Origin of the sequence: Nostoc sp. (assembly GCF_036919595.1) — a bacterium.
GTDB lineage: Bacteria > Cyanobacteriota > Cyanobacteriia > Cyanobacteriales > Nostocaceae > Nostoc.
The window spans coordinates 1-14,073 of sequence record NZ_JBALCO010000167.1 but is presented as its reverse complement, the minus strand read 5'-3'; the positions used below and the strand labels follow the sequence as shown (position 1 = coordinate 14,073).

The following is a 14,073-nucleotide window of genomic DNA, read 5'->3' as shown; positions in this document are numbered from 1 at the left end:
GCTACGCAACCATTTGAGGAAGCACTTGGAGTTGTCAGCGAGAGCGATCGCATTTTCAAAGAAGAATCAGCACCACAGCTTCGCACTACGAACAGTAGTCAAACACGCCTGCGTCAGTAATCAACACGGGGGAATCAACAAGTTCTCCCCCCTCAAAAACGATCATGAACGAATTAGCTAAAAAATACCCATTTGTTCACATTTACGCCCAGCAAAAACCAAGACAACCCGTGATCATCAAAGCTAGTACAGAGGGTTTGTGCGTGCTTTTGAATGCAATAGTAACAGCGATTGCCTACCAAGAGAACAACGGTACAGCAGAAGTTTTTGACGGCGATGCCGAAGCCTATGAGGTGATCGTAAAAGTCGTAAACACACACGAGGAATTATCTCCAGTTCCTTATCAAATTGAAAAACAATGAAACTCTCAAATCTCCTCTCCACGCTCGATTCACAAATCCCCATTGCTGCGGTTGATGTCCTGTCGCCCGATGAAGCGACGATTATTCAGTGGCTGACTACAGAGGCATCTAGCAAGCTATCAAGTCCAGTGTTCTTCTGGAATCTGGGAGTATCAACCTTGGAGCAATGTTTAATTGCAGCAGATGGGGGATTGGTGTTTAAGCCAGTTGCAGAGTATAAGAAACCACCACACGCTGACCCATTACTATATGTGTTTGATTACATTGCGAATTTTAGTTCTGATGGAGTCTTCATATTAGGTGACATTCACTCGTTTATTGGTAAGAATTCGCCTTCACTATCTTGGGAGATTATTAGTAAGGTAAAAAATCTCTACCATCGTCTCAAGCCGACTGATAAACGCATTGTGCTGCTGGGTCAAAACATTCAATTACATGAGTCACTTGTACGCTTAATCCCTTACTGCGAAATTCTTCTGCCGGGAGTTGAGCAAATACTTGAACATATCAATTCTTATTTGCATGACCTACAACAGTCTGCTATTGAACAGGAATTGACTTTTACAATTTCCCTTAATAAAAGTGAAATTGAATCTCTTTCTCGTGCTGCCCTGGGATTAACCCTGGAGGAGATTAGCGACTTCCTGCGGTTAACTGTCAAACACAATCTAACATCAGATGGGATTTTAATTGATAGTCATTTTATACCCCAAGCAGTCGAGTATAAAACTCGGCTGTTGTCTCAAATGGGTATTGAATTGGGCAAGCCTGCTAGCATCTCCTTTGGAGGACTGGATTTGTTGCGTGAGTGGCTAAATCGGCGGCGGCGGCTGTTCACACAAGAGGCGCGTGAGCTACACCTACCCCAACCTAAAGGTGTATTGCTTGCAGGACCGCCCGGTACAGGTAAAACATTATTGGCTAAAAACATTGCTAACATTCTCAATTTACCACTACTCCAGCTAGACGTTGCGTCCCTCTTAGGCAGTCTGGTAGGTGAGTCTGAGGGGAATGTCAGACGTGCTTTGAAAACGGCAGAAGCGATCGCACCCTGCGTCTTATGGGTGGACGAGATAGAAAAAGCACTTTCGGGAACTGGTGACACGAGTGGAGTCTCACAGAGGATTCTGGGCAATATCCTTACATTCATGTCCGAATCTCAGTGTGGTGTGTTTGTCGTGGCAACTTGCAATGACCCCTCTGCACTGCCAAGTGAGCTAAAGAGGAAGGGAAGATTTGACGAAAATTTCTTTGTTGATCTGCCTAAAGAACCGGAGCGTGTAAAGATTCTGGGGATTCATCTACAACGTTTTGGCATTCACCTGGAATCGGAGTACCTCGAAGCGATCGCAGCTTCCACCGCGAAATTCTCCGGCGCAGAACTGGAAACCCTTGCTTCGGAAGCTGCTTTGCTGGCATTCGATGAAGGGCGACCGCAACAGGTAACGCTTGCTGACCTCGAAACCTGCCGTCAAACCATTACCCCACTTGCAATTCAGGATGCTGCGGCAGTCGAGCGTATGCAGGATTGGGCATCCACCGCACGATGGGCTAGTAGTCCTGTGGTTGCAGCGAAAACTCAGTCTTTGCGTGCTGCTAAGTTTCGGAATATGAACTGATGAAAAAGCGATTGTCTCCTGATTCTATGGGGGCGATCGCTCTTTTAGGTTCGTAGCGATCGCCTTCAGTATATCTATCTCAGATGGGGCAATGCCCTGAAGTTAGGAAATTGACAGGGTAAGAAAGATGGAAATCTATTTAGTCTTTGTTGATGCTATTCAGAACAGTAACAAGTTCTGGAGTGCCTTTGTGTCCACGGACATCCACGGACACTTTTAAGTAGATAATGCAAGCTGTTTGGGGGTATGCGGTCGCACTAGAAGGATATAGTGATCGCGGCTTTGTCATACAGCTATTACACGGTGAATTACCTCTGATCCTCGATCGGATCTTTGCGTCCAGTCCTAAGCGATCGCAAACCAGTATTGGATATCTTTAGTGGGACTTAAACAAAAATTAAGCCCAAATGAAGCCCAAACTAGCTTTGTACGCAGCGAATACGTCACGATTATGGGTCAACCAATCAAAAAATCGATAAGACATAGCTGTCCTAAAAGCATCTATTGCTTCAGTAAAGGTGTTCAAAGATTTGTTCGCCCATCTTCGTCTTAAACCCCCAGTCATCTGATGCCAAAGAATAAAAGTATAGCCACAAAAAACCAACATAAAATGTCTAAGGAGACTCCTTTTATCTCGAACTTGATATTCTTTTAGCCCTAGCCACCCCTTGGCTTCTCTATAAAAAACTTCCACCCAATTTCTTTGAGAATAGGTATTAACTATCCATTCGGGTGTGACAATTGATGTAGAGACATTGGTGATAAAATAGTCAATATCAGTGGCTTGAGCGAAAGTCGCAGCATTCATAACGATAGCAATATTTCGCTTTCCCTCAAGATTTGATATCTCTATTTCTCTTGTGACTACCCATACTGTTCTTGGTTTATCTAAGTTAAGTTGAATTTCCGTGAAAGCCTCTTGGGATAAACTTTGTGCTAATTCATCTAATCTAATTTTTTCGGGAATATTCTCTGAGAAATTCAGAGTTATCTTTCGATTTTTCGCCAATCCTCCTAAATACTTTAATTGTCTATTTTCTAACTCTAATAAGAAGGATGTATTGTTGCCATACCCAGCATCTATAAGTACGATTCCCGGTTGATATCCTCGTGCGAGTGTTCTATCTATTAGCTTCAGTGCTAATTCGGTTTTTTTCTCAAACTCTGGGTCTTGCTTACCACTGGGTAAAGAATTGGCGTGTTGATATAACTCTATATCTAATGGTAAACTTTTTTCCCATCACATAAATGAGTTGTTACTACAACAATTCCATTATCTGTTTTACTGATTTCTCCGATGTATTGCCTTCCTACTCCATCAGTAAAATTACCACTTTTTCTGTGACCCGAATCGTCAATTATTAAGTTAAATCCGCGACTAATTCTGGTTTGACTACACTTGCTCATGATTTCTAACCGACGTTCATTGATCTTTGAATCAGACCAAGGGGCTTCGGTTAAAAAATGGTGCAATTGATGGTATTCCACTCCTATAGCGTTTTCTGCCATCTGAGACAGGTTTTTTCTTTCACTTTCCCCCAAGAATCCCCCTAAATAGTGCCTAAACCCTCTTTTTTGGGCTTTATGAGTAAATGATTCATCAAACCGTTGACACCATTTTTCAAAACACGGGGGCATGGCTGCGAGGGTTGTCTCTTTCATCGGGTGTTACTTCGACGTGAAAGCTATACTGGTAAAGCATTATACTCTATTTTTAACTTCTATTTTGTTTAAGTCCCGTTAATAGGCTTGCTTCCTCAGCATTCCATGTCCTACAAGTGTGTACCTGTACCTGTGCCGTGAAACAATCTTCTGTTTTGGCTACTCCTACGAAAAGCCAAGCTTTTGAATGTCCCCCCACAAGCTATATACCGTAGCTTCTCTCTTTTAATTCAATTGTGTAAATAAGGTGGGCATTGGGCTGTGTGTTTGCTCATCTGACTGGTTGCCGATCACACTCAAATATCCCCTTTCCGATTAAGCTTTTATTCGTTCTTTCCCGCCACAAAAGCGATCGCGTAGCGTGCCGGAGGCATATTTCTGTAGTTTACTACCAACTCTGCCAGACGCACTGTTAGGTAAGCATAGCCAACGCCTAGACTCACTGTTGAAGGGAGCAACTGTGCAGCTAGTGAGGCTTTTTTACAAGTGCGATCGGGCTGGTAAAAGCAAGCCGGGAGCATTCTGGCGTTGGCTTACCCTGAGTTTATCTGCTGAGGTCGCTATTTAACGTTAAGGTTAAGTCGGTATTGGGATTAATTACCACCACTTGATTCGTGGAACTGTGATCAAGAATGCCCCCAATTGTTGCACCGGCTGCCCCACCAGTGATGACTTTTCCCGCAGTAATAGAGCGATTCCCAGTGAGCCCAGAAATTCCAGCCGCTGCCCCTGCCCCAATTGCTGTATCTGTTAAAGTTGAGAGAACGTTGCGATTCTGATTTGCTCCTACAGCTGTACCAACAGCGGTACCAGTCAATACCTTACCAAGGGTAATATGTTTATTACCCGTTATCCCAGAAATTCCAGCTGCTGCTGCCGAGCCGACTGCCGCATCTGAAAGAATCGCTGTAAAGTTAGGACTACGCACATCTTGTGTAGTTGTAATTGAATGCGAAGAGGCGTTAATCCCAAGCTGCTGACCATTAATAATCAACTGACTGCCTACAAATTGGGAGCCACCAGTTACAGGCTGCAATTGCCCGACAATTTGACTGCCAGCAGGAATTACCACGCTTCCTTGATTATTAGTGATATCAGTTGCAACCGTTAATGTTAAAGGTGAAGTTTCCTTAGGACTGACAACAATTCGTTTTGCATCAAGATACTTAACTGGAATCAAAGTTCCAGATGGCAGCTGTCCTGTTATTGAGGAACTACTTAAACCTGCAATATATTGTCTAGGAATACTAGAAGCTTGTCCAGAGCTAGCTAAACCTTGACACAAAAAAGCTGACACTTCTGCCCGACTAGCTAATTGATTAGGATGAAGATACTTTACATCTGGATAATCCACAACCAGATGTTTTTCAGTTGCTGCCGCTATTCCACTGTCGGCATAACTAGGAATTGTATTTGCATCAGAAAAATTAGCATTCAATGTCGCAGTCGCAGACTGACTTGGAGAATAATTTAAGCCACTAGCTAAAGCAACTATTACTTGAGCGCGAGGAATATTTTGACTAGGATTGAAAACCTGACCTGGGTAGCCTGACAAAAATCCTGCTTGAGAAGCTGTTTCAATCGCAGTATATGCCCAGTAATTTGCAGGCACATCGACAAATTGAACTGGATTATGAGTCCTTTGTGCATTAGAAAAAGCCTTACCAATCATTGCTGCGAACTCAGATCGAGTTACAGAGGCATTGGGTCGGAAAGTCCCGTCCGGGTATCCACTGATAATACCTTGGCTTGCTAGTTGGGTAATACATGATTGAGACCAGTTGCTTTGAACATCACTAAACTTGGATTGAGCTAGTACTGGTGCTGATATCACTAAAGGTGCAACTGCACTAATCATCATTTCAAACCCAAGCAGTAAACCAGATACCGACTGGCATTTACAGATTTTCCTCATTGAATTATTTACCTCCATTAATAGTTATTTTCTGGTTGAAGTAGCTGCGAGTTTGGATAAACCCTCTTGTTAGAATGGCACGCTTGATAAACGCAAACGTTTCAAGAAACTGGCTTTTGAGTGTGGGGTTGCATGGTAGTAGGGAAAAACTTAATCTGAGTTGACTCGCTCTGATCTCGCTCGATTTCACGCGATAGTTCTTTCACTTACACCCCTATTTCCTTATCCCCTTACACCCAGCCATAACAAAAATTTTAGCTTTACAAGCGTGCCATTTCCTTTTAAAGGTTTTTCCTGTGATCCCATAAAATGAGGGAAGGTACTGCCGGACTTCTACTTTTTATCGATCTAGTGTCTTAAGTGCTAATCTGTTAACGAAACTGATTTAGTATCGATAGTCATACTCATGTCTGGAGCGCCATTCACGTTTCTCATATTCTCTACGTCGCCATTCACGGTGCTCACGTTCTTCACGCTCTCTGCGTAGCCATTCCTGCCTCGCTTGTTCTCGTTCGCGCCACTCATGTCGATGATCGTTTCCCAAAATTATTTCTACTTGAGCAGATGCACGCTCTGCTAAAACACTCGAAGTTAGCAAAACACCTAACAAACAAGATGAGAGAATTCTTTTCATGTTCATAAAGACATACCTTTTATGGAACCAGAAATCTATAGTTTTAGACTTCTTTCTTTTACAAAAGGTTCAATTAGGGCAGACGACTTTCAAAAAATACCGGACGTGTTCTTAATTGCTCGTTGTGTGGCGTGGATCTGGATCGTACTTAATATATAGTCAGAAATTACACGTTTTGGCTCAATTGCTGAATGCATTTTGAAGACAAAATGTATACAGCTAGAGTCGGCGCGACCTGCATAATGCCAGATATTGTTAATGCAGCACAAAGCAGGGAGCGATGCGATTTTGTTAGATCAGACTTTAATTCTCAGTTACAGAGCTATATTCTCAATAAAAACAGTTATTTAGCTGCGATCGCACCCCTAAATAGGTGATTTAGCACCCGAATTTTAAACACCTCACAAAATCGCATTGCTCCCCACAAGGCATTAGTAAATGAATTGCTACGTATTGAGAGGCGTAGTTACCTTGAACAGATGTTGCCTATGCCCCAACTTGTAACCCATTTGAACCTTTTTCCCATTCATCCGGTCTAATAAATACAAGCAACGAAACGGATAGAGGAGAACGCCTCAGGTGTTAGTTGTGCCAACCAAGGTTAATAAAGCAAATCAATTGATTGGTGAATCAGAAAGCGAATCTGATAGTTATTTAGTACAGCAGTGCCTGCGGGGTAATACCCAAAGCTACGGTCAGCTTTACCGTCGCCATCAGCAAAGAGTGAGGTCAATCCTCTACAAACTCTGCACTCCTGCCTCTCTCGATGATGTGGTGCAGGAAGTGTTTCTGCAAGCCTGGAAAGGATTGCCCAAGTTTCGCCAAACAGCAAAATTCTCTACCTGGCTGTACCGAATCGCTTGGAACCTGGCTTATGACCAGCGACAGGCAGATGTTAAAAGGCGAACTCAATTACAGATTCTAAGTGAAAAAACTCCTACTCAACAGTCAGCGCCTGAGTTAATGGATCTGCATTATCAAGACCTTGTGCAACGGGGATTAGCAAACCTAAGTTTTGACCATCGCACGATATTGGTTTTGCATGATTTGGAAGAAGTACCTCAAAAAGAGGTAGCACAAATCCTAGATATTCCTCTAGGAACAGTTAAGTCACGCCTATTCCATGCTCGTGCTGCCATGCGTCAATTTCTCCAAAACCAAGGAGTACAGCTATGACTCAGCTCCCCAATGATGATTCTGACCTAATTAATTTTCTCTGCCAACATTGTTCAGAAGTTCCACCAGCCTCGCCTGATTTGGAACAACAAATTTTACAACAGGTGAAAACTTCGTCTCAAGCACCCTTACGCCACTATTCAAGGCTAAGGTTAGTTCTGCCTGTTGCTGCTGGATTAGTAGCTGCTATAGTTGGCTACCGTGCCTTCATCCCGGCTCAACCGAGTCCGGCTGAACTTGCCACATTGGAAACTTTTATTGAAAGCAATTGGCAAGCTACAGTCAGTAACGAACATCTGGAAAGTGATGTATGGCATTTTACAGATTCAGATACTGAATAGGAGAGCGCTTTGATGTTTTGTAGTCGTGTTTCCATTTTGGCGGTGGCGATGATTGTCCTTGGTAGCACTATTGCTATGGCCAAGCCAACTTTACTTTCACACCAAGTGATTGCCCAAACCCTCACAAGTGTACCTCATCCAAATCGTGGTCAATCAGGGGGATGGCTCAAGGATTTGAATTTGACATCCCAGCAACTACAACAGATTAAGGAAATTCGTAATCAATCCAAACAACAGATAGCCCAAAAATCACAGGAGATACGTCTTGGGCAACAGGAATTACATGACCTGATTGCAGGGACAGCTACTAAAGAGCAAGTGCGTGGTAAATATAACCAAATCAAGCTTGTAAAGCAGCAGCTTGCTGATACCCAGTTTGAAAATACGCTTGCGATTCGGGAAATTTTGAACCCAGAGCAACGGCAAAAATTTGCCGAACAGATGTATAAGAAAAATCCTCCATCTCCAGCACAGCACAATTAACTCTATGATTGTAAAGCCGAAATATTGGGTATTGTTGCTGTTGATCTTACTGGGAGGAATTTACCCCAGTAATGCAGCTTCCACACCTGTTGACCCAAAAGTATTACATATAATTAATCGTCTCAGCTTTGGCCCTGCTCCGGGAGATGTGCAAAGAGTGGAATCTATGGGTGTAGAAAAGTACATTCAAGAGCAACTCTCACCCGACTCCATTCCCGAACCGCAAAGTCTTTCCAGCCAACTAAACCAGTTAGATACTCTCCACTTGAATCCAGTGGAACTATCAGAACATGGCACAACTCCTAGACCAGGACAAAAACCCAGCCTTGAAGAAAGAAAAGCTGCCAATAAGTGGGCTAAACAGGTGCTAGCTCAGGCAGTCCAAGCACGGTTATTAGAGGCAACTAGCAGTAAGCGACAACTCCAGGAAGTAATGGTGGACTTTTGGTATAACCATTTTAATGTGGATGCTGGTAAAGGACGCGTTAGCCTCTGGGTGGGAGCTTATGAACAACAGGCGATTCGACCTTACGCTTTGGGTCGCTTTCGCGAGCTGTTGGGGGCAACAGCTCATCATCCAGCCATGCAGTATTATCTAGACAACTTCCAAAATCGGGCTGACAGCCGCCCCGATGCTCAGGAGAATGTCCGAGGTTTGAATGAGAACTATGCCCGCGAACTGATGGAGTTACACACTCTCGGCGTAGATGGAGGTTATACTCAGCAAGATATAATTGCTCTGGCGCGGATTTTGAGTGGCTGGGGTTTCAGTCGTGCGAGTCAGCAGACAGATAATAATTTTGGATTTTACTTTAACCCGAAGCGTCATGATTTCAGCGACAAAGTTTTCCTGGGACACACAATTAAAGGTAGTGGTGAAGCCGAAGGGGAGGAAGCTTTGGATATTTTGGCTCAAAGTCCAGCAACTGCACGTCACATTAGCTATCAGATAGCTGAATATTTTGTCAGCGATCTTCCTCCAACTACTCTAGTAAACAATCTCACACAACGTTATCTTGCCACCGATGGCAATATTCGTGAGGTTCTCAACACCCTATTCCACAGCCGGGAATTCTGGGATGCAAAAAACTTTAATGCCAAGTTTAAAACACCACTTCAATTCGCGATCTCGGCGGTGCGAGCCACAGGTGTCCAAGTGCAGAACACAAAACCTATCTCCAATCTGCTGCAACACTTAGGAATGCCCCTATATGCCTGCCAAACTCCAGATGGTTACAAAAACACAGCAGATGTGTGGTTAAATCCTGATGCAATGAACCGCCGCCTCAGTTTTGCATCAGCGATCGCTAATGGAAATTTACCCTTATCAAGCATCCCCCCAAATATGCAACAGTGGCAGAGAACACCGGGACAGCAGACAATCAGCACTGAGCAAAGACCTTTACAAAAGTCTCCCAATATTCCTGTAGATGCTTGGCAACTAAGCAATACATTGGGCAATTCTTTGTCAATGAAAACACAGAAGGCGATCGCCTCTAGTTCCCCTCAAATTCATAGTGCTTTAATTTTGGGAAGTCCAGAATTTATGCATCGTTAGTTACACAATTGTCAAGTTATAAAACTCAAATTATTAAGTATTTTGGTCAGCACGGCTTCAAAGCTTATGTCTGAAAGCAGAAGTGTCTAAAGACCTGGTTGCTGACATAGCAGTTCTAACTGACATACAGCTAAAAGCATATATTTATATATTCTCACAAACGACTTGCATTCTACCGAATTTGAAACAGCCATAACTCTTACTACTTCTTTGTAAAGCTGCACCAAATTTTCTTTCTTTGTGTCCTACTCTGCGACAAGCCGCTCCGTATCTCTACTTTTTATATACTTTTGTACATCTAAATTCTGGTTTGATAACAGTAATTTTAATTTATGAAAAGACGCGACTTCCTAATCCAAAGTGGAATTTTTTCAGCTTCCGCAATCACAGCCGTAAGTAGCAATGCTTGGATAGCTAAATCTGCTACCCCAAACAGTGATCACAAGCGCTTGATTGTAATTTTCCTCCGGGGGGCAGTAGACGGTTTAAACATCTTGGTTCCTTATTTAGAGACAGCTTACTATCAAGCTCGACCGCAAATTGCTATCCCTCAACCAGGAAAGGAAGGAGGAGTAATAGATTTAGATGGACGCTTTGGCTTGCATCCAGCATTAGCTTCTGTGATACCATTTTGGCAGCAAAATAGTTTGGCATTTGTTCATGCTTGTGGTTCCCCCGATCCAACTCGCTCTCACTTTGATGCTCAACAATATATGGAAAACGCTACTCCTGGTGACAAACATACTCAGGATGGTTGGATGAATCGTTTACTAGGTGTGATTTCTCAAAAAACACCCATCCAAGCAGTAAGTATCGGAGAAACAACACCCAAGATTTTTTCTGGACGCATGCCTGTAGCCAATATAGCATCAGGAAGTAATGCTAACAGACCTCTGTTAATAGACCGGACTCAATTAGCAGCAGCATTTGACCAACTTTATAGCGGTAATGATACCTTAAGTCAGACTTATCGTCAAGGACGCATGGCGCGTCAGGCCATCATGAATGACCTAGATGGTGAAATGCAAATGGCGAATAATGGTGCGCCTTCATCTGATGGCTTCACCAACGATGCCCAACGATTAGCCCAATTAATGCTCCAAGACCACAGGATTGAGCTAGGATTTATGGCTTTGGGAGGTTGGGATACTCATGTCAATCAAGGTAGCACTCAAGGACAGTTAGCTCGGAACTTAAAAAAATTGGGGTCAGGTTTAGCAGCTTTGATTAAAGGTTTAGGGAACGTTTATCAGAATACGACAATTGTTGTGATGTCCGAGTTTGGTCGTACAGTCAAGCAAAATGGTAACGGTGGTACTGACCACGGTCATGGGAATGTCATCTGGGTTTTGGGCGGTAAAATTCACGGTGGTAAAGTTTACGGTGAATGGCCTGGTCTCTCTACAGCCCAACTTTACCAAGGTAGGGACTTGGCTATTACTACTGATTTTCGGGATGTTATCTCTACCGTGTTAGAAAATCATCTACATCTTAAGGAAGCAAAATTGAATCAAGTGTTGCCAAATTATACCTCTACGAGCAAAGTAGCATTAATTGTCAAGTAAGCAATTATTCGCTAAGACAAGAACTTACCTAATAACATTTTCTCAACTGTCTTTGTAACAAGATAGGCGTTGCTCCCATAGAGGGATGAATTGAGGTCATCTACTGTACAATGTCCATACTGTGGGTCTACGGAAATTCGGAAAAATGGAAAGCGAAGAGGTAAACTCTCATCACATTTGTACTAACTGCTCCCGTGCGTTCCGCCCCGCTCCGCTAATGCCAATTTCTTGACCTGTACAATCCGCCAAAAGGATACTCCGAGGAGCTCAGGCAATAATGTTTAAAAATGTACCTTAATGGTATGAGTTTTCATGGTATTTAACGGTTTAAAAGTGTACATCATACTACTACCATTTATTGGGTCAAACAACTAGGAGAAAAGCTGTCAGACGTACCGCAAAAAGATATCATATCTGAAGTTGGAGAACTTCGTATTTTTCATTACTATAAGTATAAAAAGCTCTTCAAGAGTCTGATATTTTCCCTGACTTTCAAGCTGAAGCCATCTGTTTAGCCACTCTACTAGCATCTTCTGACCATTACTGCTGCAATTGTAACGCTCTAATCAGGAGAACCGATACGAAACATTTCCATCCTCATTTACTTCAAAATCAGCACTGAGTTCTTTAGCTTTCTCATCTAGATGTTCCTTAGCCGACTGAGTTGGTATTTGGGCATTTCTTACCAGTTGTAATACTGTTATTTTCCCAGAGTTGTTTTCAATTAGCTCTAAAAACACGAATTTAATCTGCTTTTTCTCTGCTGTACTAACGACTAACTCAACCAGCCCCCCATAACCGTTGAGGGAATAGTCAAAATAATTAAAGCAGCGATAGCATTATCTTTGTCTTAGGGAGCAGTTTTGGGATTCATAGTTTCCCAAATCATTCCAGCAGAAAATGGAATACCGAATAACAGAAAACATAATGCTAAAATCTTTTTAAGAAGTTTTATATAAGGTAACTCAATTGAAACATGTCCAGCAGAATATAAAGTATATGTTTCAGTTTCAACTAATGGAATCCAATCCATTAGTTGTAGTCTCTCTCCTGTATAGGGATATGCGGAAATAAGAGCTAGAAGCAGCAACGCATTATAGCTCTTAGAGCGGGTTTACACTATTTTTTATTCATAATGACCGCGAATCCATACTCTGTGGTGATGTCTTATTACCGAATGCCCAGGAACCCACCGATGATGATGATGATGTCTCCCAATTATTAGGGCTGATGCCTGTTTTGGCATGGCAACAACCAACAGTGGCAAAGCAACTAATATGCCCGTAAGCATCCTTTTCATAACTGATTTTCCTTTGTTCAACTATTTTGGATTAAGGCAGTTTATTTTCAGTAATCTAACTGAGGTATGAATTTAGACTGCTACTTTTTCTAAAAGGTTCAATAATGAATTCAAAATCCTTGCTTGCGCTGGCAGGCTGTTAACCGCCAGGGAATGTATTCATGCGTCTAATTGTTGTAGCCTGTGGAGTACGAGATACTCACACAGGCTATGAAAATCAACCGTCACGGACGCGCTTTCTTTCTAACGCAGTCAGAGATACAGCTAATTTTCAGTCATGGCTTAGACAATGACCGCGATGCCTGCGGCGGGCTACGCCTACGCACTTTGTTCGGCGTCTACCTGTTTAGTGCCTGTAGAATCTGTGAATGCTGTACCCTGTTGACTCAAGACATTTACACTCCCAAGGGCAATGTCAGACCCCGGCTGGTGAAGAGGAAATCTTACACGAACGGGAAGTTGGCTACTAGGTCAATGCTAGTGATTGAAGACTTACGGCGGTTATTGGGCGAATACCCGCAAAGAGGAGATGTTTATCTGTTTCCCGGTCGCAGTAATAGACACCTATGCGAAGACTCTGCGGCTAGGATTTTGAGAGAAGCTTGCAAACAAGCTGGGATAATTGGCGTGAGTACTCACAGCTTCAGAAGGACAGCGCTCACCCAGATGAGTAACGCTGGTATACCGTTGAGAGTTGTGCAAGAGATATCTGGCCATCGCAACCTTGAGCAGAAATATTTGGAAGCGAGCGATGAGCAAGTGTTGGGAGCGGCGGCACTGATAAAAAACTAGTAATTAGACCTCTTGCAAAAGTCCTAGATGCGTGAGACAAGTAAGTTAGAGTTAGGTAGCATCTATGACCTACGAACAAGTAAAGAGCCTGAAGCCATTCGACTTTAAACGTTTGTGTGGTGTACGTCAGGAGACTTTCAAGCAGTATCTATCCCACTGATTAAATTACGAGTTTGTTGTTTGTAGAGAAGTTTTTAAATCATCTCCAACATTCTTTTTGGAAATAATCACTGCTGGAAATATGTTTTTGAAGTTTTGTATTAGTATTAAAATTTTCTGGGATTTATGGATTTTAATTAATGCAAAGTTTAACTTAATAAAAAAGGAAGTCTTTAATGGTTAATACTTTGACTTTTTGTCATATTAGAAAGTCTACAGACCGTTTTATTATCGGTACTGCGGCTATAGCTGTTGCTTGTAGCTTGTGAGACAGAGACATATACACATAATCAATCAGCAGCAGATTGTATTCAACCTCGCTAAACCTCAAAAATTTTATACTGTAAGGATGTGCATTAGACCTCTTGCAAAATAAGTTTTATGTTATGGTGGGGGTTTGGAATTTTGAGACAGCTAAACTTAACTCGTAGTTGTAAATTGCTGCGA

General features: G+C 42.6%; 15 protein-coding genes and 2 pseudogenes. 10 read left to right on the top strand and 7 right to left on the bottom strand.

Annotation, left to right across the window (positions count from 1 at the left end):
* Window positions 1–164: 164 nt before the first annotated feature.
* The 3 genes from V7K21_RS25865 (at window position 165) to V7K21_RS25855 (ending at window position 2,421) form a co-directional block, all read left to right on the top strand.
* Window positions 165–422, top strand: coding sequence for a hypothetical protein (locus tag V7K21_RS25865; RefSeq protein ID WP_335178288.1), 258 nt, complete (start codon window positions 165–167; stop codon window positions 420–422).
* Complete coding sequence (locus V7K21_RS25860; protein WP_335178286.1) at window positions 419–2,041, top strand: AAA family ATPase; 1,623 nt, start codon at window positions 419–421, stop codon at window positions 2,039–2,041. The genes V7K21_RS25865 and V7K21_RS25860 overlap by 4 nt, the downstream gene beginning before the upstream one ends.
* Before the next feature lie 227 nt (window positions 2,042–2,268).
* Complete coding sequence (locus V7K21_RS25855; protein WP_335178285.1) at window positions 2,269–2,421, top strand: hypothetical protein; 153 nt, start codon at window positions 2,269–2,271, stop codon at window positions 2,419–2,421.
* A gap of 17 nt (window positions 2,422–2,438) precedes the next feature.
* On the opposite strand, the pseudogene V7K21_RS25850 reads toward V7K21_RS25855, so the two are convergent.
* From V7K21_RS25850 to V7K21_RS25835, 4 genes and pseudogenes are all read right to left on the bottom strand, one after another.
* Window positions 2,439–3,703: pseudogene (locus V7K21_RS25850) on the bottom strand (IS701 family transposase).
* 323 nt (window positions 3,704–4,026) lie between these two features.
* On the bottom strand, window positions 4,027–4,224 hold the full coding sequence (locus V7K21_RS25845) for a hypothetical protein (protein ID WP_335178283.1): 198 nt from the start codon (window positions 4,222–4,224) through the stop codon (window positions 4,027–4,029).
* 23 nt (window positions 4,225–4,247) lie between these two features.
* Window positions 4,248–5,618, bottom strand: a complete 1,371-nt coding sequence (locus tag V7K21_RS25840) for an S-layer homology domain-containing protein (RefSeq protein WP_335178281.1) — start codon at window positions 5,616–5,618, stop codon at window positions 4,248–4,250.
* A gap of 385 nt (window positions 5,619–6,003) precedes the next feature.
* Window positions 6,004–6,258: a hypothetical protein gene (locus tag V7K21_RS25835; RefSeq protein ID WP_335069307.1), complete on the bottom strand. Its 255-nt coding sequence runs from the start codon at window positions 6,256–6,258 to the stop codon at window positions 6,004–6,006.
* Window positions 6,259–6,831: 573 nt separating this feature from the next.
* Between V7K21_RS25835 and V7K21_RS25830 the strand changes: the two genes are divergently transcribed.
* The 6 genes and pseudogenes from V7K21_RS25830 to V7K21_RS25805 form a co-directional block, all read left to right on the top strand.
* On the top strand, window positions 6,832–7,428 hold the full coding sequence (locus V7K21_RS25830) for a sigma-70 family RNA polymerase sigma factor (protein ID WP_335178279.1): 597 nt from the start codon (window positions 6,832–6,834) through the stop codon (window positions 7,426–7,428).
* Window positions 7,425–7,769 (top strand): hypothetical protein, encoded by a 345-nt coding sequence (locus tag V7K21_RS25825; RefSeq protein ID WP_335178277.1) that lies wholly within the window; start codon window positions 7,425–7,427, stop codon window positions 7,767–7,769. Before V7K21_RS25830 ends, V7K21_RS25825 begins: the two co-directional genes overlap by 4 nt.
* A gap of 12 nt (window positions 7,770–7,781) precedes the next feature.
* Window positions 7,782–8,252, top strand: coding sequence for a Spy/CpxP family protein refolding chaperone (locus tag V7K21_RS25820; RefSeq protein WP_335178276.1), 471 nt, complete (start codon window positions 7,782–7,784; stop codon window positions 8,250–8,252).
* Between the two features lie 4 nt (window positions 8,253–8,256).
* Window positions 8,257–9,810 carry a DUF1800 domain-containing protein gene (locus tag V7K21_RS25815; RefSeq protein WP_335178274.1) on the top strand — a complete coding sequence of 518 codons (1,554 nt, stop codon included), beginning with the start codon at window positions 8,257–8,259 and terminating at the stop codon, window positions 9,808–9,810.
* A gap of 332 nt (window positions 9,811–10,142) precedes the next feature.
* Window positions 10,143–11,375, top strand: coding sequence for a DUF1501 domain-containing protein (locus tag V7K21_RS25810; RefSeq protein ID WP_335178272.1), 1,233 nt, complete (start codon window positions 10,143–10,145; stop codon window positions 11,373–11,375).
* A 90-nt stretch (window positions 11,376–11,465) separates the two neighbouring features.
* Window positions 11,466–11,806 (top strand): annotated as a pseudogene (locus tag V7K21_RS25805) (transposase-like zinc-binding domain-containing protein); the annotation flags it as partial.
* A 135-nt stretch (window positions 11,807–11,941) separates the two neighbouring features.
* On the opposite strand, the gene V7K21_RS25800 reads toward V7K21_RS25805, so the two are convergent.
* The 3 genes from V7K21_RS25800 to V7K21_RS25790 all read right to left on the bottom strand — a co-directional run bounded on the left by V7K21_RS25800 (window position 11,942) and on the right by V7K21_RS25790 (window position 12,675).
* On the bottom strand, window positions 11,942–12,115 hold the full coding sequence (locus V7K21_RS25800) for a hypothetical protein (RefSeq protein ID WP_335178270.1): 174 nt from the start codon (window positions 12,113–12,115) through the stop codon (window positions 11,942–11,944).
* A gap of 110 nt (window positions 12,116–12,225) precedes the next feature.
* Window positions 12,226–12,408, bottom strand: coding sequence for a hypothetical protein (locus V7K21_RS25795; RefSeq protein ID WP_335178269.1), 183 nt, complete (start codon window positions 12,406–12,408; stop codon window positions 12,226–12,228).
* 93 nt (window positions 12,409–12,501) lie between these two features.
* The gene (locus tag V7K21_RS25790) at window positions 12,502–12,675 is read right to left on the bottom strand and encodes a hypothetical protein (RefSeq protein WP_335178267.1); all 174 of its coding nucleotides are present in this window, start codon (window positions 12,673–12,675) and stop codon (window positions 12,502–12,504) included.
* A 210-nt stretch (window positions 12,676–12,885) separates the two neighbouring features.
* Between V7K21_RS25790 and V7K21_RS25785 the strand changes: the two genes are divergently transcribed.
* Entirely contained in the window at window positions 12,886–13,467 is a 582-nt protein-coding gene (locus tag V7K21_RS25785; RefSeq protein ID WP_335178266.1) for a tyrosine-type recombinase/integrase, read from the top strand.
* Window positions 13,468–14,073 lie beyond the last annotated feature (606 nt).